22 protein-coding genes and 1 riboswitch are annotated in these 18,508 nt (G+C 71.1%); of the genes, 6 read left to right on the top strand and 16 right to left on the bottom strand.

Features of this window, described 5'->3' with window-relative positions; genetic code table 11:
* Positions 1 to 22 precede the first annotated feature (22 nt).
* Both ACFO0B_RS19540 and ACFO0B_RS19535 read right to left on the bottom strand, forming a co-directional pair.
* Positions 23 to 646, bottom strand: a complete 624-nt coding sequence (locus tag ACFO0B_RS19540) for a hypothetical protein (protein ID WP_378613957.1) — start codon at positions 644 to 646, stop codon at positions 23 to 25.
* 109 nt (positions 647 to 755) lie between these two features.
* The gene (locus ACFO0B_RS19535; RefSeq protein WP_378613956.1) at positions 756 to 1,379 is read right to left on the bottom strand and encodes a carbonic anhydrase; all 624 of its coding nucleotides are present in this window, start codon (positions 1,377 to 1,379) and stop codon (positions 756 to 758) included.
* A 32-nt stretch (positions 1,380 to 1,411) separates the two neighbouring features.
* Between ACFO0B_RS19535 and ACFO0B_RS19530 the strand changes: the two genes are divergently transcribed.
* Entirely contained in the window at positions 1,412 to 2,326 is a 915-nt protein-coding gene (locus ACFO0B_RS19530; RefSeq protein ID WP_378613955.1) for an A/G-specific adenine glycosylase, read from the top strand.
* Between the two features lie 105 nt (positions 2,327 to 2,431).
* Here the strand turns inward: ACFO0B_RS19530 and ACFO0B_RS19525 are convergent, their stop codons facing one another.
* Positions 2,432 to 3,178, bottom strand: coding sequence for an alpha/beta fold hydrolase (locus ACFO0B_RS19525; RefSeq protein ID WP_378613954.1), 747 nt, complete (start codon positions 3,176 to 3,178; stop codon positions 2,432 to 2,434).
* A gap of 41 nt (positions 3,179 to 3,219) precedes the next feature.
* On the opposite strand from ACFO0B_RS19525, the gene mhuD reads away from it, so the two are divergent.
* The 4 genes from mhuD (at position 3,220) to ACFO0B_RS19505 (ending at position 5,214) form a co-directional block, all read left to right on the top strand.
* Positions 3,220 to 3,534 carry a mycobilin-forming heme oxygenase MhuD gene (gene mhuD, locus ACFO0B_RS19520; protein ID WP_233015677.1) on the top strand — a complete coding sequence of 105 codons (315 nt, stop codon included), beginning with the start codon at positions 3,220 to 3,222 and terminating at the stop codon, positions 3,532 to 3,534.
* A gap of 33 nt (positions 3,535 to 3,567) precedes the next feature.
* Positions 3,568 to 3,694, top strand: a riboswitch (cobalamin riboswitch).
* A 30-nt stretch (positions 3,695 to 3,724) separates the two neighbouring features.
* Complete coding sequence (locus ACFO0B_RS19515) at positions 3,725 to 3,922, top strand: CbtB domain-containing protein (RefSeq protein ID WP_233015676.1); 198 nt, start codon at positions 3,725 to 3,727, stop codon at positions 3,920 to 3,922.
* Complete coding sequence (locus ACFO0B_RS19510; RefSeq protein WP_378613953.1) at positions 3,913 to 4,683, top strand: CbtA family protein; 771 nt, start codon at positions 3,913 to 3,915, stop codon at positions 4,681 to 4,683. The genes ACFO0B_RS19515 and ACFO0B_RS19510 overlap by 10 nt, the downstream gene beginning before the upstream one ends.
* Positions 4,684 to 4,719: 36 nt before the next feature.
* Complete coding sequence (locus ACFO0B_RS19505; protein ID WP_378613952.1) at positions 4,720 to 5,214, top strand: hypothetical protein; 495 nt, start codon at positions 4,720 to 4,722, stop codon at positions 5,212 to 5,214.
* Here the strand turns inward: ACFO0B_RS19505 and ACFO0B_RS19500 are convergent.
* Both ACFO0B_RS19500 and ACFO0B_RS19495 read right to left on the bottom strand, forming a co-directional pair.
* Complete coding sequence (locus tag ACFO0B_RS19500) at positions 5,186 to 5,629, bottom strand: OsmC family peroxiredoxin (protein WP_378613951.1); 444 nt, start codon at positions 5,627 to 5,629, stop codon at positions 5,186 to 5,188. The two genes, ACFO0B_RS19505 and ACFO0B_RS19500, sit on opposite strands and share 29 nt — an antisense overlap.
* Before the next feature lie 64 nt (positions 5,630 to 5,693).
* The gene (locus ACFO0B_RS19495) at positions 5,694 to 6,143 is read right to left on the bottom strand and encodes an SRPBCC family protein (RefSeq protein WP_378613950.1); all 450 of its coding nucleotides are present in this window, start codon (positions 6,141 to 6,143) and stop codon (positions 5,694 to 5,696) included.
* A gap of 100 nt (positions 6,144 to 6,243) precedes the next feature.
* Between ACFO0B_RS19495 and ACFO0B_RS19490 the strand changes: the two genes are divergently transcribed.
* Positions 6,244 to 7,590 carry a sensor histidine kinase gene (locus ACFO0B_RS19490; RefSeq protein ID WP_378613949.1) on the top strand — a complete coding sequence of 449 codons (1,347 nt, stop codon included), beginning with the start codon at positions 6,244 to 6,246 and terminating at the stop codon, positions 7,588 to 7,590.
* Positions 7,591 to 7,675: 85 nt separating this feature from the next.
* Here ACFO0B_RS19490 and ACFO0B_RS19485 read toward each other — a convergent pair whose 3' ends face one another.
* The 11 genes from ACFO0B_RS19485 to ACFO0B_RS19435 all read right to left on the bottom strand — a co-directional run bounded on the left by ACFO0B_RS19485 (position 7,676) and on the right by ACFO0B_RS19435 (position 18,482).
* Positions 7,676 to 10,231, bottom strand: coding sequence for an ATP-dependent Clp protease ATP-binding subunit (locus ACFO0B_RS19485; protein WP_378613948.1), 2,556 nt, complete (start codon positions 10,229 to 10,231; stop codon positions 7,676 to 7,678).
* A gap of 526 nt (positions 10,232 to 10,757) precedes the next feature.
* Positions 10,758 to 11,267, bottom strand: a complete 510-nt coding sequence (locus tag ACFO0B_RS19480) for an anthrone oxygenase family protein (RefSeq protein ID WP_378613947.1) — start codon at positions 11,265 to 11,267, stop codon at positions 10,758 to 10,760.
* Between the two features lie 98 nt (positions 11,268 to 11,365).
* Complete coding sequence (locus tag ACFO0B_RS19475; RefSeq protein WP_378613946.1) at positions 11,366 to 11,989, bottom strand: FHA domain-containing protein; 624 nt, start codon at positions 11,987 to 11,989, stop codon at positions 11,366 to 11,368.
* A gap of 165 nt (positions 11,990 to 12,154) precedes the next feature.
* Complete coding sequence (locus ACFO0B_RS19470) at positions 12,155 to 12,517, bottom strand: histone-like nucleoid-structuring protein Lsr2 (protein WP_378613945.1); 363 nt, start codon at positions 12,515 to 12,517, stop codon at positions 12,155 to 12,157.
* 114 nt (positions 12,518 to 12,631) lie between these two features.
* On the bottom strand, positions 12,632 to 14,098 hold the full coding sequence (gene lysS, locus ACFO0B_RS19465; protein WP_378614559.1) for a lysine--tRNA ligase: 1,467 nt from the start codon (positions 14,096 to 14,098) through the stop codon (positions 12,632 to 12,634).
* A gap of 99 nt (positions 14,099 to 14,197) precedes the next feature.
* Positions 14,198 to 14,620: a rhodanese-like domain-containing protein gene (locus tag ACFO0B_RS19460; RefSeq protein WP_378614558.1), complete on the bottom strand. Its 423-nt coding sequence runs from the start codon at positions 14,618 to 14,620 to the stop codon at positions 14,198 to 14,200.
* A gap of 8 nt (positions 14,621 to 14,628) precedes the next feature.
* The gene (locus ACFO0B_RS19455) at positions 14,629 to 15,174 is read right to left on the bottom strand and encodes a cysteine dioxygenase (RefSeq protein WP_378614557.1); all 546 of its coding nucleotides are present in this window, start codon (positions 15,172 to 15,174) and stop codon (positions 14,629 to 14,631) included.
* Positions 15,175 to 15,396: 222 nt separating this feature from the next.
* Complete coding sequence (locus ACFO0B_RS19450; RefSeq protein ID WP_378613944.1) at positions 15,397 to 16,191, bottom strand: type III pantothenate kinase; 795 nt, start codon at positions 16,189 to 16,191, stop codon at positions 15,397 to 15,399.
* A gap of 1 nt (position 16,192) precedes the next feature.
* Positions 16,193 to 16,612, bottom strand: a complete 420-nt coding sequence (gene panD, locus ACFO0B_RS19445; protein ID WP_378613943.1) for an aspartate 1-decarboxylase — start codon at positions 16,610 to 16,612, stop codon at positions 16,193 to 16,195.
* A 17-nt stretch (positions 16,613 to 16,629) separates the two neighbouring features.
* Positions 16,630 to 17,553 carry a pantoate--beta-alanine ligase gene (panC, locus tag ACFO0B_RS19440; RefSeq protein WP_378613942.1) on the bottom strand — a complete coding sequence of 308 codons (924 nt, stop codon included), beginning with the start codon at positions 17,551 to 17,553 and terminating at the stop codon, positions 16,630 to 16,632.
* Positions 17,553 to 18,482, bottom strand: a complete 930-nt coding sequence (locus tag ACFO0B_RS19435; protein WP_378613941.1) for a Rossmann-like and DUF2520 domain-containing protein — start codon at positions 18,480 to 18,482, stop codon at positions 17,553 to 17,555. The genes panC and ACFO0B_RS19435 overlap by 1 nt, the downstream gene beginning before the upstream one ends.
* Positions 18,483 to 18,508: the final 26 nt, after the last annotated feature.

The following is an 18,508-nucleotide window of genomic DNA, read 5'->3' as shown; positions in this document are numbered from 1 at the left end:
CGCGGACCCGGCCGAGCGCCGCTCAGCCGATGTTGAAGGGCTCGGCGGTGCTGCGGACCCCGCCGAGCTGCGCCAGCACGGCGTAGGCGCCGGAGGGCACCGGCACCCGCTCGCCCGCGCAGTTCGGCTGCGAGGTCGAGCCGGACCAGGTCACGGTGAAGGCCGCCTGCTGGCCGCGCTCCAGCGTCCTGATGTCGGGCTGGCCGTCGGGGTAGCAGTCCACGCTGTTCCACAGCCTGCGCGTGCCGTCGAGCGTCTGCACCGAGATCTGCTGCATGCCCGAGCCCATGTCCCTGCTGCACGGGGCCGCGGAGATGTTCGTGATGACGATGCCGAACACCGGCTGCTCGCCCCTGCGGTAGGTCGGCTGGCCGACGCTCACCTTCACCGCGAGCGACTGGTCCGAGCACGGCGCCACATCCGACTCGGCCGAGCTGCTCGCCGCGCTCGCACCCGAGCCGCCCGCGGGCGCGTTCGACTCCGTCGTCGTGCTCGTCGCGGCCGTGCCGCCGGGCGAGGTGCCACCCCTGGCGACCATCACCACCAGCCAGATCACCAGCGCGAGCGCGAGGACCAGAATGCCGATGGCGAAAACACGACGTCGCCAGTAGATCTCGGGAGGCAGCGGCCCAGTGGGTTCCAGCACGCCTCAACGGTAAGCGCAGCGCTTGGATCGTGGGCCGAGGGCCTCGGCGTGTCGGCCGCTCCCGGCCGCCGGGGACCAGGCCTACCTGGGCGGATGTCCGGGACCGTGTTCAGACGGCTTCGCCGATGTCCCCGATCACGTGGTGCAGCCAGGCCTTGCCCTCGGCGAGCTTGTAGTTCACGCAGGCGATGGCGAGCGTGCCCGCCTTGACCCGCTCGGCCACGATCGCCGAGCGCTCGGTGATCAGGTTGCCGGTCTCCACCACGTGCCGCGCCTCCAGCTCGTCGACGGTGGAGAGCCCCTCGCGCCTGCCTGCCAGGATCGATGGCGCGACCCGCTCGACCACGTCTCGGATGAAACCGCCGGGCACGGCGCCGCCGTCCAGGGTGTCGATGGTGGCCTTCACGGCACCGCAGCTGTCGTGGCCGAGCACCACGATGAGCGGGACGTCCAGCACCGCGACGCCGTACTCGATGGAGCCGAGCACCGAGCCGTCGACCACGTGACCAGCGGTGCGCACCACGAACATGTCGCCGAGGCCGCGATCGAAGATCAACTCGGCGGCGACGCGAGAATCGCCGCAGCCGAACAGGATCGCGGACGGATGCTGCCCGCCGACGAGCTTGGCACGGTCGGCCACTCCCTGGCCGGGATGCTGCAGCGTGCCGTTGACGAAGCGGTCGTTACCCTCGCGCAGGGACTTCCACGAGCTGATCGGGTTGGAACCAGGCATAGCGACCATTGTGCAGGACGAGGTGGGAAACCGTGAGGAAGGGCGCTGCCGCGCGCACGCTGCCGGAGTACGGAGCGATCGACACCGGTGTGCTGATCGACTGGTACACCGCCACCGCGCGGGACCTGCCGTGGCGCGGGCCCGGGGTGACGGCGTGGCAGATCCTGATGAGCGAGATCATGCTGCAGCAAACGCCGGTGGTGCGGGTGGAGCCGATCTGGCGGGAATGGGTGGCCCGCTGGCCGGTGCCGTCGGCCATGGCGGCCGCTTCGCAGGGGGAGGTGCTGCGGGCCTGGGGCAAGCTCGGGTATCCGCGCCGGGCGCTGCGGTTGCACGAGTGCGCGACGGTGCTGGCCGAGCGGTACGGCGACGAGGTGCCCGACGACGTGGAACTGCTGCTCGCGCTGCCCGGCATCGGCGCGTACACCGCGCGCGCGGTGGCCTGCTTCGCCTACGGGCAGCGGGTGCCGGTCGTCGACACCAATGTGCGCCGGGTGGTGGCGCGCGCGGTGCACGGGCTCGGTGACGCGGGCAACCCGTCGCCGCGCGATTTGCCGGAGACCGAGGCGCTCCTGCCCGCCCGGGTGCAGCGTGCGGCCGTCTTCTCCGCGGCGCTCATGGAGCTGGGCGCCACCGTCTGCACGGCCCGCTCCCCCGCCTGCGCGGCATGCCCGCTGCCGCGTTGCGCATGGGTCGCCGCGGGGCGTCCGGCCGCCGAGGTGGTGCGGAAGACGCAGAAGTACGAGGGCACCGACCGGCAGGCGCGCGGCCGCCTGCTCGACGTGCTGCGCGCCGCCGACGGGCCGGTCGAGCGGCTGCGGTTGGACCTGGCCTGGCCGCGGGATCCGGGGCAGCGCGCCCGCGCGCTGGATTCGCTGCTGGTGGACGGGCTGATCGAGCAGACCGCCGAGGGGTTGTTCGCCCTGGCGGGCGAGGGAAGCCGGTAGCCACCGGCCCCGGCACCGTACGCTGCCCCGCAGCGCACCGGGGCCACCGCACGCGAAGCGCCGCTCGTCGCTCTCTCGGAGCGCGAGTCCGCCGCGCCGTCCGGGCTATCCGCGGGTGAGCACGTCACGCAGGAACGACTCCACTTCCTCGCGGTAGCGCTGGGGTTGCTCGTCGTGCACCAGGTGCCCGGCGCCCGCGACCCACACGTAGCGGGTGCCTGCCCGCTCGGCCATGCGCCGCATCTGTCCGGCGGGCGTGATGGTGAATTCGCCCTCGATCAGCAGGGCCGGAATTCGCAGCGCCTCCCACTGCGCCCAGAAATCGCGGCCGCCCCACTCCTCGGAGATATCCCGGAATGTCGACACGGCCCCGTGCAGCCGATATCCGTCGCCGTCCCGCCGGAATGCGCGCAGGAAATACCGCCCGGCGACATCGCCGAAATAGCTCAGCACCGCCGCCTCGTCCGGGAAGGGCTGCGGCCAGCCGTCGATCATGGCCGCCCACCCGGCCGCGGTGCGCCCGCGGAAATCCGGCGCGATGTCCTCCACGACCAGCGCCCGCACCCGCTCCGGGTGGGCGGCCGCGAAGACCCACCCGTGCAGCGCCCCCATCGAGTGCCCGACCAGCACCATGGGGTCCGCGATCGCCGCGGTGGCCGCGGCCAGATCGGCGACGAAGGCCTCGGTGCCGAGCTCGGCGGGGGCCGGACGCCCGTGCCCCGCGGCGTCGAAGGTGTACACGTGGCCGAACTCGCGCAGCCACCCGAGCTGATCGCTCCAGGTTCGCGCGCTGCCCATCAGCCCGTGCAGCAACAGGATGGGCACCCCCGTGCCGCCTTCGTCGTAGAGCATGGGCACCGAGCGTAGGCGGCGCGAGCCGCTACGTTGGAACCATGGCTGTTGTGAAGATCAATGCGATCGAGATTCCCGAGGGCGCGGGCGCCGAGCTGGAGAAGCGCTTCGCGCACCGGGCACACGCGGTGGAGAACTCCCCCGGGTTCCTCGGCTTCCAGCTGCTCCGCCCCACGGCCGGGGAGAACCGGTACTTCGTGGTGACGCAGTGGGAGTCCGAGGAGTCGTTCGCCGCTTGGCGGGACGGCCCGGCGCGGGAGGCGCACGCGGGCGAGGCGCGCAAGCCGGTGGCGACCGGCGCGTCGCTGCTGGAGTTCGAGGTCGTGCTCGACGTGGCAGGCAAGCCGCAGGGCTGACCCCGGTTGCGATCACCCCTCGTCACGCTGTTGACGAGGGGGGTTTTGCGATGTCACAGTTTCCGGGGAAGCAGCGAGGGTGTTGCGGTAATCCGGTGAGACTCCGGAGCGGTCGCGCCACTGTTCAGAGCCAGACACCGGCACCGTCGCGTCGAAACGACGGGGTCGCGTACACCCCAGGAGGACTCGCATGGCCATCGCGCACTCGCCCGCATCCCGGGTATCGGAATCACTCGCCACCATCCTGGTCACGGTCGGCGTCGTCCTGCTCGCCCTGCTCACGCTCTACCTGGTCGGCTTCGACCAGGGTGCCGTCTCCCGCTCCGGGATGTACCTGCACGAGCTGATGCACGACGGACGGCACCTGCTGGGGCTTCCGTGCCACTGACCGAACCCCTGCGGACCCTGCTGCTGCGGGGGCTGCTCGCGGGGGTGATCGCGGGGTTGCTCGCGGCCACCGTCGGCTACTTCGTCGGTGAGCCGAAGGTCGACGCGGCCATCGCGATCGAGGAGGCGGCCGCGGCGGCCCATCCGCACACCGGCGAACCGGCCGGGCACTCGCACGACGAGGACGAGGCGCTGGTCAGCCGGGACGGGCAGAAGTTCGGGCAGTTCCTCGCGCTCGGCCTCGCCGGTGCGGCGTTCGGCGTGATCGTCGGCGCGGCGGTGTACCTGCTGCGGCGGTTCGGCGGCGGGCCGCTCTTCGGCCTCGCGGTCGCACTGGCCGGCTGGCTCGCCGTCGTGCTCGTTCCGTTCTTCAAGTACCCGGCGAATCCGCCCGCGGTCGGCGATCCGGAGACCATCGACGACCGCACCTGGCTCTGGGTGGCTGCCGTGCTGCTCGGGTTGGTCGCGGTCGCCGCGGCGGCCTACGGCTACCGGTTGCTGGCCGATCAGCTGCACTCCGTGCGGCTGATCGGCGGGGTCGCGGCCTTCGTCGTCGTCGTGACCCTCGGCTACGTGCTGCTCCCCGGCGTCGACGAGGTCGGGGCGGATTTCCCGGCGAGCCTGCTGTGGGAGTTCCGGGTCTCGTCGCTCGCGGTCTCCGGCACGCTGTGGGTTGCGCTCGGGCTGCTGTTCGCGGCGCTCACCGAGTTCGCGGCCGGACCCCGTACCCCGGTACGGGAAGAGGTCGCTACCGCGGCGTGATCCGCGGTCCGCGTCGGAGCGGGCAGTGTCGGCGTCATGGCCGACACTGCCCGTTCGCTTTCCATCCCCGCCACCGGTCCGGCGGCGCCGCGCCCGGTCCGGGTGGCTTGCGCCGGATTCCTCACCGCGCTCGCCGCGGGGGTCCTGGAGGGGCTGGCCCGGATCGATGAGACCGGCGCCGCCCCGCTGCTCTGGCGAGGCGCTCTCTACCTGCTGGTTCTCGCGGTGGTGCTGCGCATGGTGCACGGTGACCGCTGGGCGCGGGGGCTGCTCACCGTCGGCATCGGCGTCGCCGGGCTGGCATCGCTGGTCGTGGAGCCCGCGGCCAGGCTGCTCTCCGCGGACTCGCTCACCGACCCCTTCGCCGCGCTCGGACCGCACGGGCTGCTGCTCGCCGCGGTGCGCGCGGTGCACGTGCTCGCGGTGCTGGTCGCGGTGGCTGCCATGTACACCCCGGCCGCGCGGCGCTGGTTCGCCCGAGCCGGCGGCGCCGCCGTACCGGTCAGGACTCGAAGGTCGCGTCCAGCGTGATGTCGGAGACGCCGGCCAGCGCCTTGCTCACCGGGCAGCCCGCCTTGGCCTCGGCGGCCGCGGTGGCGAACTGGTCGGCGTCGATGCCCGCCGCCCTGCCGCGCACGGTCAGCGCGATCCGGCTGATCCGGAAGCCGCCGTCCGGGTCGGGGCCGAGCGTGACGTCGGCGGTGACGTCGAGGCTCTCCGGGGTGCCGCCGGCGGCGGCGACCTGTGCGGAGAGCGCCATGGCGTAGCAGGAGGAGTGCGCGGCGGCGATGAGCTCCTCGGGGCTGGTGGCGCCGCCGGCGTCGTCGGCCGAGCGCTTCGGGAACGACACGTCGTACTTGCCGACGCCCGAGCTGGCCAGTTCGACCTGGCCGGAGCCGTCCTGCAGGCCGCCGGTCCACGCGGTGCGCGCGCTACGAGTTGGCATCACGATCCTTTCGGGAGGGAGTGCGGGGGTTCGCGACGAACCTACTCGCCCCGGCGGCGCGGTACTACCCGACCGCGCTCAGCCGCTTGTCCAGCTGCTCCAGCACGGCGGGCCACGCATCCCGGTGCGCGTCCCTTGCGCCCGGATCGGCGAAGCCGGAGTGCCGCAGCCGCAGCCGGATGCCGCGCGGCTGCCGGACGAACTGCACCGAGACCACGGTCTCGGCGCCGCGGGTATCCGCGCTCACCCAGGTCAGCTCCACCAGCCGCTCGTTCTCCAGCCGCAGGAACCGGCCGTAGTGCGGGTGCCGGACGCCGCCGTTCTCGGTCTCGAAGAAGAACGGGGTATTCACCGCACCGGACAGCAGCAGCGAATCAGGTTCTGCCAGCCACAGATCGAAGCCCCTGGTCCACGCCGCGAAGAGCAGGCCGGCCGAGGCGGACATGACCCGCTCCACCGCGAGCTCGTGCGGCCGGGCGGACAGATCCGGAAGACGAATCGACTGATCGACCATCCCGAGACCATACCCGTGGTCACCGGCGGTGTGCCCGGAGTACGCGGCGGGGGTGTGTACTCCTGCCGCGCCGTGCGGCCGCGGCGCATAGTCTGGCGGGGTGAGAGCGCCAGGTGAGACGAATCGCGGTTCGGTGGTGTGGGATTGGGGGCTCGCGGGCGGGGTCGCGGTGCTGCAGCTCGCCATCGGCTTCGCGCTCGACCTGCGAGAGGTCGCCACCGACCCGCTGGACGCGCTCGGAACCGCGCTGCTCATCGCCGGTCCGGTCGCGCTGGTACTGCGCCGATACCACCCGCTGCCGGTGCTGTACGTGGTGTTCGCGGTGGCGATCGCCTACCCGTTGCTCGGGCAGCACTATCTCCCGGCGCTCGCCGCGCCCGCCGCCGCCTTCCTCGCCGCGGCCGCCGTAGCGCCGCCGCGCTACACCTACCCGGCGATACCGGTGGCCTACCTGTGCATGGTCTGGCCGCTGCCCGCGCTGCTCGGCCGGGAGACCCACGGCTGGCAGGCGCTCGGCGCGCTCGGCTGGGCGGTCGCGCTGGCGGGCACCGCCGAGCTGCTCCGCCAGCGCGCCGAGCTGGTGCGCTACGCGCAGCGGCTGGAGGAGGCCGAGCCGTGGGAGGGCATCGCGCTGCGCGAGCGGGAGAGCGCTGCCGAGCGGCTCGCGCTCGCCGAGGAGCTGCACGGGGTGGTCGTGCACAGCCTCTCCGCCATCAACAAGCAGTCCGGGCTCGCGCTGGAGCTGGCCGAGCGCAAGCCGCAGCAGGTGGTGGTGGCGCTCGCGGCGGTGAAGACGGCGAGCAGGGCCGCGCTCGAGGACGCGCAGGAGCTGCTGAGCAGTCTGCGCCGGACCGGGGTGCGGGCGGAGGAGCCGGAGGCGGGTGACGATCGTCCCGTGCGGGACGAGGGGCTGCTCGGGCGGACGGCCGGATTCCTGGCTCGGCCGCAGAAGGAGGCTCGGCGGGCGGAGCCCGCCGAGGTTCCCGCGGCGCCGAGGCCTGCGCCCAAGCCGGATGCGCCGAGCCTCGATGATCTGGACGGGATCATGCAGCGGGCTCGCTCGTCCGGGGTCGCCGTGACGTACCGGGTGATCGGCACCGCTGCGCCACTGCCCGCGGCGATCGATGCGGTCGGGGCCGGGATCGTCGTGGAGTCGCTGCGCAACGTGCAGCGGCACGCGCCGGGGGCAGAGGCGACGGTGACGCTTCGGTATGCCGCCGATTCGGTCGACATCACCGTCGACAACACCCGGCCCGCCGCTCCGCCGCCGCGGGTCCCCGGGCCGCGCGGCGGGGACGGGATCATCGGTATGCGGGAGCGGGCGCACGAACTGGGCGGTGCGCTCACCGCGGGGCCGCGCCCGAGTGGTGGGTTCCGGGTGGCGGCGCGCCTCCCCGCCCAGGCCCGCCTCGCCGCCGTTCCCGGCCCGGAAAAAGAAGAGAACTGATCACTCGGGGGCTCCGCCCCCGAACCCCCGCACAACGGGGAAGGCCCGCTCCCCCGGAGGGGAGCGGGCCTTCCCGAGCTGACGACTACTCGCCGGAGAGATCGACGGAAGAACCCTCACCGGCGGCGGCGAGCACGGCTTCCGACTCCGCGACGACCGGTTTGGTCAACTTCGCCTTCGTGGAGAAGGTGAACTTGGCATCCTCACCGGACCCCTCACCATCCCAGCCCTCGACGTCGACGACGACCGTCTGCCCCGCACCGAGCTCCCCGAAGAGGATCTTCTCGGACAGCTGGTCCTCGATCTCGCGCTGGATCGTGCGGCGCAGCGGACGGGCACCGAGCACCGGGTCGAACCCGCGCTTGGCCAGCAGGCTCTTGGCCTGTGGGGCGAGCTCGATCTCCATGTCCTTGTTCCGCAGCTGGGTCGCGACCCGGTTGATCATCAGGTCCACCATCATGACGATCTGCTCGCTGGTGAGCTGGTGGAAGACGATCACGTCGTCGATGCGGTTCAGGAACTCCGGGCGGAAGTGCTTCTTCAGCTCGTCGTTGACCTTGAGCTTCATCCGCTCGTAGTTCGAGCCGGCGGCGTTCGACTGCGCGAAGCCGAGCCCGACCGCCTTGGAGATGTCCGAGGTGCCGAGGTTCGAGGTGAAGATCAGCACGGTGTTCTTGAAGTCGACCGTGCGGCCCTGGCCATCGGTCAGGCGGCCGTCCTCGAGCACCTGCAGGAGCGTGTTGTAGATCTCCTGGTGCGCCTTCTCGATCTCGTCGAACAGCACCACCGAGAACGGCTTGCGGCGCACCTTCTCGGTGAGCTGCCCGCCCTCCTCGTAGCCGACGTACCCGGGAGGGGCACCGAAGAGCCGCGAGGCGGTGAAGCGGTCGTGGAACTCGCCCATGTCGATCTGGATGAGCGCGTCGTCGTCGCCGAAGAGGAAGTTCGCCAGCGCCTTGGAGAGCTCGGTCTTACCGACACCGGACGGGCCGGCGAAGATGAACGAGCCCGAGGGGCGCTTGGGATCCTTCAGCCCGGCACGGGTGCGGCGGATCGCCTTGGAGACCGCCTTGACCGCGTCCTCCTGGCCGATGATCCGCTTGTGCAGCTCGTCCTCCATGCGGAGCAGCCGGGTGGTCTCCTCCTCGGTGAGCTTGAAGACCGGGATGCCGGTCCAGTTCGCCAGCACCTCGGCGATCTGCTCGTCGTCCACCTCGGCGACGACGTCCAGGTCACCGGAGCGCCACTGCTTCTCCCGCTCGGCGCGCTTGGCGACGAGCTGCTTCTCCTTGTCGCGCAGCCGCGCGGCCTTCTCGAAGTCCTGCGCGTCGATCGCGGACTCCTTCTCCCTGCGGGCGTCGGCGATCTTGTCGTCGAACTCGCGGAGATCCGGCGGCGCGGTCATCCGGCGGATGCGCATCCGCGCGCCCGCCTCGTCGATCAGGTCGATCGCCTTGTCCGGGAGGAACCGGTCGTTGATGTACCGGTCGGCCAGGGTGGCGGCCGCGACGAGCGCGCCGTCGGTGATGGAGACGCGGTGGTGCGCCTCGTACCGGTCGCGCAGCCCCTTGAGGATGTTGATGGTGTGCTCGACGGTCGGCTCGCCCACCTGGACCGGCTGGAACCGGCGCTCCAGGGCGGCGTCCTTCTCGATGTACTTGCGGTACTCGTCGAGGGTGGTGGCGCCGATGGTCTGCAGCTCACCGCGGGCCAGCTTGGGCTTGAGGATCGAGGCCGCGTCGATGGCGCCCTCGGCCGCGCCCGCCCCGACCAGGGTGTGCAGCTCGTCGATGAAGAGGATGATGTCGCCGCGGGTGTTGATCTCCTTGAGCACCTTCTTCAGGCGCTCCTCGAAATCACCGCGGTAGCGGCTGCCCGCGACCAGGGAGCCCAGGTCGAGGGTGTACAGCTGCTTGTCCTTGAGCGTCTCCGGCACCTCGCCGTTGACGATGGCCTGGGCCAGCCCCTCGACGACGGCGGTCTTGCCGACGCCGGGCTCGCCGATCAGCACCGGGTTGTTCTTGGTGCGGCGGCTCAGCACCTGCATGACCCGCTCGATCTCCTTGGCCCGGCCGATCACCGGATCCAGCTTGCCCTCCAGGGCGGCCTGGGTCAGGTTGCGGCCGAACTGGTCGAGCACCAGCGAGGTGGACGGGGTGCCGGTCTCGCCGCGGGTGCCGGACTCGACCGCCTCCTTGCCACCCTGGTACCCGGAGAGCAGCTGGATGACCTGCTGACGCACCCGGTTGAGGTCGGCGCCCAGCTTGACGAGGACCTGGGCGGCGACGCCCTCGCCCTCGCGGATGAGCCCGAGCAGGATGTGCTCGGTGCCGATGTAGTTGTGGCCGAGCTGCAGCGCCTCGCGCAGGCTCAGCTCCAGCACCTTCTTGGCACGCGGGGTGAACGGGATGTGCCCGGACGGGGCCTGCTGGCCCTGGCCGATGATCTCCTCCACCTGGCTGCGCACACCCTCCAGCGAGATGCCGAGGGATTCCAGGGACTTGGCGGCGACGCCCTCGCCCTCGTGGATCAACCCAAGCAGGATGTGCTCGGTGCCGATGTAGTTGTGGTTGAGCATCCTGGCCTCTTCTTGGGCCAGGACCACGACGCGCCTCGCGCGGTCGGTGAACCTCTCGAACATCGCTCCCTCACTCTCCTGCTCCGACAATCCGGCGATCGACGCTTCCAGCTGGACTGGTGTCACGTCAGCCTGCCATGAAGCCCGGGGCTTGCAGCCCCCGCCTCCACTCTAGTTGGCGGGGGGTCGTGTCGCTTCCGGTCCACCTTATTGCGACCCGGTGACTCGGTGGTCATCCTTGCCAACGCCGCGGGTCGGGGATTCGTTTCCGACCCCGTTCCGCTGTGAGCGAACGGGGAGGCGGGCGGGGTCGGGGGCCGGATCGCACGCCGCGGCGCCGGCTGCTGTCGTAGGTGTAACGCCGGGGCGGCCCGGATCGTTCCCGGCGGGCTCCCCGGACACCTCGTGGGGGAATTTCCGGCGCCGCGGCCGCCGCGCGGGCCGGTCGGGAATTCACCGCGCCCGGCGCCGCCCGTCCGCGGAAAATGCACAAGCGTACGAATCGGCGCGGGTGCGAGAATTGCCCGCGCCACCGCCTCGGCACACTCTTCCAGTCGAAAACGTCTCTGCCGCAATCGGTATACCGCGCTCAGCCGTGCTCGGCATGCCGAATTCCGGCGACGAAGAGCGCGCCGCAGAGCACCGTGAACGCGGCGGTGTGCAGAACCGCGCGCAGTACATTCCAACGCACCCAGGGGGATTCGTATTCGGCGCGCAGCGCGGCCGGATCCGCGATCGAGTTCACATCGCCCGCCGCGTCGAGCATGTTGTTCAGCGGAACGTTCAGCGCGATCGTGACGGCGAATGCGAACACGTTGAGCGCCAATCCGATTGCGATCCATCCCAGCACCGCGCGGTACTCGGAGCCGAGGTGCAGCACCGCGGCGAGCCCGGTGAATCCGATGCTCCCGATGAACGCGATCAGGAACCAGGGATTGATGATGACGACGTTGATCCGCTGCATGACGTCGAGCAGCACGCGGTCGTCGGTCTGCCGCAGCGCGGGCAGCACCGAGATGGCGTACGCGTAGAACAACCCGGCGACCAGGCCGGTGCCGACGACCGCCGCGATCAGAGTGGCGATCCGAATGCCGTTCATGTGACTTCTCCTGCCGGTGGTGGAACTTCCGGCTTCGAGTCAACCGCCGCGCGGGCCCGCGCTCCATACGTCAGAAGCTCGGGCACCTACCGGATCGTCTACAGATCCCGATCGGAGATGAGCCCGCTCTGCATGGCGAGCCCGGCCAGCCGCACCCTTTTCTGGTTCTGCGGCAGATCCTCCACCCCGAACTTGGCGAAGAGCGCCCGCAGGTGGGTCTTGATGGCGTCGACGCTGAGGAAGAGCTCCTCGGCGATCTGCTGGTTGGAGGCCGGGGTGGCGAACCCGGTGCCGTTCTTGTAGGGCCGGCACAGCGCGACCAGCACGGAGCGCTGGGTGTCGGTGAGCGAGCGCAGCGTGGGGATGGCGGCGGTGGAGGTGCGGGTCGCGTCGTCCACCCCGCCGGTGAAGTCGTGGAAGGAGAGCAGCGAGGTGCCCATCCGGATCCGGTCGCCCGCCATCAGCCTGCGCCTGCCGACCAGCCGCTCACCGTTGACGAAGGTGCCGTTGCGGGAGAGCCCGTCATCGACGATGGTCCACTGCGAACCCAGGTACTCGACCGCGGCGTGCAGCCGCGACACCTCGGCGTCCCAGCTCAGCACCACGTCGGCCTGCGGGGCCCGCCCGATGGTGATCCGCTGGTTCTCCGGTGCGAGCTCCAGCTCGTGCTGGCGCCCGGTGTCGTCGGTGAAACGCAGGAAGGAGCCGCCCGTTCCGGTCACCGCGCCCGATACCTCATCTCTCCCCGTACCGCCGATGACGGTCACAACGGCTCTCATGGTGCCGCGTCGGAGGTCTCCTGGGCAAGACGAAGAGCTCGGCACGCCGACGAGCCGCTGCCGGAGTGTCGCACGATTCACCCTGGCAGCGGCTCGTCGCCGAGGTGTTCAGGCCTTGGCGGCCTTGTTGTAGGCGTCGGTGATGTCGGCCGAGATGCGGCCGCGGGCGGAAACCTTGTGGCCGTTCCGGCGCGCCCACTCACGAATTGCCGCGCTTTGTTCGCGATCGATCGGAACGCGGTTCTTCGGCGCGGCGGTCGCGCCCGTGGCGGCCGCCTTCACCCGGCGCCGACCGCTCACCCGGCGCGCACTCGAAACCCACTCCTCCAGCCCGTCCCGCAGCTTCGCCGCATTCGACGTCGACAGGTCGATCTCGTACGACACCCCGTCGATTGCGAACTCGATGGTCTCGTCCGCGGTGGACTCACCGTCGACATCATCGATCAGGCTTACAGTGACCTTCTTTGCCATGAGATGAACGTCCTCTCGAAATCGTGCGACCCTGGTACCAGGCCGAATACCCGAGGCAAGAATACCTCGAATTCACAGAATTCCAAGACGGCAACCTACATGCAAACGAACGGCTCAGCGGGTGACCGGTCGCACAATTGGGAAGAGTATCGTTTCCCGGATTCCGAGACCGGTGAGCGCCATCAACAAGCGATCGATTCCCATCCCTGTTCCGGTCGTCGGCGGCATCCCGTGTTCCATCGCGGTGAGGAAGTCCTCGTCCAGAACCATGGCTTCGTCGTCGCCCTGCGCGGCCAGCCGCGCCTGATCCATGAAGCGTTCCCGCTGGATCACCGGATCGACCAACTCCGAATATCCGGTAGCCAGCTCGAAGCCGCGGACATACAGATCCCACTTCTCGGTGACGCCGGCGCGGGTCCGGTGCTGCCGGGTGAGCGGTGATGTCTCCACCGGGAAGTCGCGCACGAATGTCGGGGCATAGAGCTTGTCGCCGTAGGTGTGTTCCCACAGTTCCTCGACGAGTTTGCCGTGGCCATAGCCCTTGCCCTGCGGAATTTCCAGCCCGACCCGCTCGGCGTGGTCGATCAATTCCGGCACCGTGGTTTCCGGTGTGATGTCGGTTCCGAGCGCATCGGAGAGGGAAGGATACATCTCGACCGTGGTCCACTCGCCCGACAGGTCGTATTCGGTGCCGTCGGCCAGGATCACCCGCTGTGTGCCGAGCGCCTCCTGCGCCACTTCCTGCACCAATTCCCGGATCATGCGGGCCGACTCGTCGTAGGTGGCGTAGGCCTCGTACGTTTCCAGCATGGCGAACTCCGGCGAATGCGTGGAGTCGGCGCCCTCGTTGCGGAAGTTGCGGTTGATCTCGAAGACCTTCTCCAGCCCGCCGACCACACAGCGCTTGAGGAACAATTCCGGCGCGATGCGCAGGTAGAGGTCCATGTCGAGGGCATTCGAGTGGGTCACGAAGGGGCGCGCGGCCGCGCCGCCGTGCAGCGTCTGCAGCATCGGCGTCTCCACCTCGAGGAAGCCTCGGCGCTCCAGCGCGGAGCGCAGCGCGCGCACCACGGCGACCCGGGTGCGGGCATTGTGCCTGGCCTCCGGGCGCACCACGAGATCCACGTAGCGCTGCCGCACCCTGGATTCCTCGCCGAGTTCCTTGTGCGCCACCGGGAGCGGCCGCAGCGCCTTCGCCGACATCGACCAGGAATCGGCCATGATGCTCAATTCGCCGGTGCGCGAGGAGATCACCTCGCCGTGCACGAAGACGAAGTCGCCGAGGTCGACATCGGCCTTCCAGGCGGCGAGTGAATCCGCGCCGACCCCGTTGAGGCTGATCATCGCCTGCAGTGTGGTGCCGTCGCCCTCCTGCAGCTGCGCGAAGCAGAGTTTGCCGGTATTTCGCAGGAAAATGATGCGCCCGGCGACACCGGCCCGCAGCCCGGTCGCGGTATCGGCTTCCAGCTCCGGATAGGCGGCCCTGATCTCGGCCAGCGTGTGCGTGCGCGGCACGATCACCGGATAGGGCTCGTGCCCCGCTGCGAGCAGCCGCTCCCGCTTCTCGCGGCGAATGCGCATCTGCTCGGGTACGTCGGGATCGATGGACCCCACTGCCGATGACCTGTTCGCGGTGCTCACAAGCCCCAACCCTAGCGGGGGTGCGGGACCGGCGATAAATCAGAGCGTCGCCAGGGAGGCGACCTCCCTGGCGAAGTGCGGCACCCGGATCCCGGCGTGCAGCAGCCCCGCCGCCTCCAGCCCGCGGTAGCCGCCCTCGAGGTCGGTGGCATTGCGCAACCCCAGCTCCTGCAGCGCGGCGGCGGCCAGGCTGGAGGTGTACCCCTCGGAGCAGACGACGACCCACTCCACGTCGTGATCGGTGGCCAGCGCGATCCGCGCGGTGCTGCTCGGGTCGAGCCGCCACTCCAGGACGTTGCGCTCGATCACCAGCGCGCCGGGCAGCGCGCCCTCCCTGGCCCGCTGGGCCTGCGGGCGGATGTCGACCGGGACGGCGCCGCGCTCCAGCGCGGCCGGGTACTCGTGCGATGGCAGCCTGCGCAGCCGGGCGCGGGCGTTCTGCAGCATCTGGTCGATGGTCAGCGTGGCCATCACATATCACCTTCGGGCTGATCGGTGAGGACGGTACGGGTGCGGCGCAGCGTGCCGTGGCCGGTCACCTCGTAGTAGGACATGGCGGTGAGCGGCGGCGAGTACGCGTGCACGCTCAGCGTCGGTTCGGCGGCCGGGTCGGCGACCGGGGCCTCCGGGGCCCGCATGACGTCGTGCACCCAGCCGATCGGGAACGACCCCTGGTCGCCCGCCTCCAGCGTGCGGTGCCCGAGTTCGCTTCCGTTCCAGCGGTATTCGGCGAGCGCACCGCTGAGCACGGTGAGCGCGCCGAGCGAGCCCGCGTGGTCGTGCAGCTCGGTGGACTTGCCCGGCGTCCAGCTGATCAGCCAGACGTCGACCTCGTCGTCGGAGCTGAGCCTGCCGGCCCAGCGCTCCTCGACGGGCCACTGCCCGCCGTCCGGCAGTATGTGGTCGTACCGCCCCGCCAGCACGTCCTCGGCGCCCTCGTCGGTGATGCGAAGCAGGTCGGCCGGGCGCAGCCGAGTCGGGAGGGCGGGCGCCGTCGAGCGGTCGACCGGCGGCAACGCGGACTTGGCGTCACGGGCCACGGTGTAGGAGCGAGGCAGGGAGAGAACGGAAGAACGCACGAGCGGATCTCCAGAAGTCGTGAACGGTCGAGGTCGCGATGCCTCGAACGGTCGAGGCGGTCAGCCTCGACAACACTCCTGGGGGCGCGTGCCGTTGATCACGGCGGTCAGCTTAGCAGCGCCACGGGAGCCGCACCAGCGGCTGTGCGCTCGGCCACGTCAGCCCCGCTTCCGCTGTTGATTGCGCTCGTAGACCAGCCGCAGCCCGGTCAGCGTCAGGTGCGGTTCGTAGTGGTCGATGGTCTCCGACTCGGGCACGATGAGCGGCGCGACGGCACCGGTGGCGACCACCGTGACGTCGTTGCCCGCGAAGGCGGCGACCTCGTCGCGCACCCGGTCGATCAGCCCGTCCACCAGCCCGGCGAAACCGAAGACGGCACCGGACTGGATGGCCTCGACGGTGTTCTTGCCGACCACGCCGCGCGGCCGCGCCAGCTCGACCCGGCGCAGCGCGGCCCGCTCGATCAGCGCCTCGCTCGCGATCTCGACGCCGGGCGCGAGCACCCCGCCGAGGAACTCCCCCTTGGCCGAGACCAGGTCGACGGTGGTGGCGGTGCCGAAGTCGACGACGATGGCCGCGCCCTCGTACCGGTGGTAGGCGGCGAGCGCGTTCACGATCCGGTCCGCGCCGATCTCCTTGGGGTTGTCCACCAGCAGCGGGATGCCGGTGCGCACCCCCGGCTCGACCACCACGTGCGCGACGTTCTCGTAGTACCGCTCCAGCATGGTGCGCAGCTCGCGCAGCACCGGCGGGACGGTCGCCAGCGCGACCACCCCGATCACCTCGTCCAGCCGCGCCCCGACCAGCCCGCGCAGGTACATGGCGAACTCGTCGGCGGTCATCAGCGGGTCGGTGCGCATCCGCCACTGCCGGACCAGGCTCGCGTGCCCGCCGCTACCGGAGAACAGCCCGATCTCGGTGCTCGTGGTGCGGACGTCGACGGCGAGCAGCATGTCAGGCGGTCGTCAGGGTGCGCGGGGTGAGCAGCCCGGAGCCCGCGGGCGCGTGCGCCGGGTCGGAGCCGAGCTCGACCGCCCGGTTCCGGTCGTCGACGAAGACCACGCGCGGGGTGTACGCGCGCACCTCGGCCTCGTCCATCATCCCGTAGGCGATGAGGATGACCAGGTCGCCGGGGTGCACCAGGTGCGCGGCGGCGCCGTTGATGCCGATGACGCCGGAGCCGCGCTCGCCCGCGATCACGTAGGTCTCCAGGCGGGCGCCGTTGTCGATGTCGACGATGCAGACCTGCTCGCCCTCGAGCAGGTCGGCGGCGTCGAGCAGGTCCTGGTCGACGGTGACCGAGCCGACGTAGTGCAGGTCGGCGTGGGTCACGGTGGCCCGGTGGATCTTGGACTTCATCATGGTGCGCAACATCGCGTCGTCGCCTCTCTCTACTGCGCGGACGCCGTGGCCGCGGGGGTGGTGGGGTGGCCGTCGATCGGGGCGCCGAGCGTGACGGCGACGTTGTCGATGAGGCGGGTGGCGCCGACCTGGGCGGCGACCAGCAGCCGGGCCCGCCCGCTCGCCGGGGCCGGGCCGAGCGTGGCGGAGCGCAGCTCCAGGTAGTGCAGCTCGACGCTCGCCGCGGCGTCGAGCACGCCGCGGGCCGCCTCGAGTACCGCGGCCGCGCCGAGCCCGCCCGCGTGGCTGCCCGCGGCCAGCGCCGCGGAGAGCGCGAGCGCTGCGTCGCGCTGGGCCGGGTCGAGGTAGCGGTTGCGGGAGGAGAGCGCGAGGCCGTCCGGCTCGCGCACGGTCGGCACCGCGACGACGGTGGTGTCGAAGTTCAGGTCGCGGACCAGCTCCCGGATCAGGGTGAGCTGCTGGTAGTCCTTCTCACCGAAGAAGGCCTCGCTCGGCCGCGCGATCTGCAGCAGCTTCGCGACGACGGTGAGCATGCCCGCGAAGTGCGTCGGGCGGCTGGCGCCCTCCAGCTCGGCGCCGAGCGGCCCCGGCTGCACGGTGGTGCGCGGGCCGTCCGGGTACATGTCGGCGGCCGACGGCGCGAAGACCAGCTCGACGCCCTCGCCGCGGAGCAGCTCCACGTCGGCGTCCAGGGTGCGCGGGTAGCGGTCCAGGTCCTCGTTCGCGCCGAACTGCAGCGGGTTCACGAAGATCGAGACGATCACCACCTGGTTGGTGCGCTTGGCCCGGCGCACGAGCTCGAGGTGGCCCTCGTGCAGCGCGCCCATGGTCGGCACCAGCGCGACGGTGCGGCCGACGGCGCGCAGCGCCCGTGCCACCTGCCCGAGTACCGCGGGGTCGTGGTGCACGGTGAGCCGGCCGGGGGTGAAGGTTCCGCGCAGCTTGGGGTCCATCAGCGACGTCCTTCCAGGAGGTCGAGCAGGGCGGGGGCGGAGCGGGCGCGCTGCGCGGTGCGCAGGGAGAGCGCCCGGTAGCCGTCGGCGATCAGGGGGTCGGCCGCCGCCAGCGCGGCCAGGTGCGCGGCGACGGCGTCGGCGTCGCCGCGGGCGACCGGGCCGGTGAGCGCGGACTGGCCGCGGCGCAGCGCGTTGTCCAGCGCGGCCGAGGCGAGCGGGGCGAGCAGCCGCTCGGCCAGCCCGTTCGGCTGCTCGTCGACGGCCTGCTGGCCGAGCAGCCCAGGCCCGGCGAGCGCGGCGCGCAGCGCGTCGACGGCGTCCAGGATCACGGTGACCAGATGATTGCTGCCGTGCGCGAGCGCGGCGTGGTACAGCGCCCGGTGCTCCTCCGGCACCCGCACCGGCTCGCCGCCCATCTCGATGACCAGCGACTGCGCGATGGCGTAGCCGACCTCGTCGGCGGCCGTGATCCCGAAGCAGGCGTTGCCGAGCCGGGCCAGATCCTCGTCGTGGCCGGTGAAGGTCATCGCGGGGTGCACGGCGAGCGGCAGCGCACCGAGCTCGGTGAGCGGGGCGAGGACGCCGACACCGTTCGCACCGGAGGTGTGCACCACGATCGTGCCCGGCCGGACCACGCCCGCCGCGGCCAGCCCGGCCACCAGCGCGGAGAGCTCGGCGTCGGGCACCGCGAGCAGGAGCAGCTCGCTGCGCGCGGCGACCTGCTCGGCGGGCAGGATCTCGGAGTCGGGCAGCCGGGTGGCCGCGCGCCGGATGGAGGCGCCGGAGATGGCGGCGACGCCGAACACCACGTGCCCGGCGCGCTCGAGCGCCGCGCCCACAGCCGAACCGACGCGTCCCGCCGAGACGATTCCCACCGTCAGGCGTGCGGGCGCGGGGTCGAAGCCGGGCGTGGCAGCAGAATCCACGCTTCTCGAGGTCAACACTGTCCTCT

It is taken from the genome of Nocardia jiangsuensis, from assembly GCF_042650385.1.
In the GTDB taxonomy this organism is placed as follows: domain Bacteria; phylum Actinomycetota; class Actinomycetes; order Mycobacteriales; family Mycobacteriaceae; genus Nocardia; species Nocardia jiangsuensis.
The sequence above is the reverse complement of the archived record's forward strand: the minus strand, read 5'-3'. Positions and strand labels throughout refer to the sequence as shown.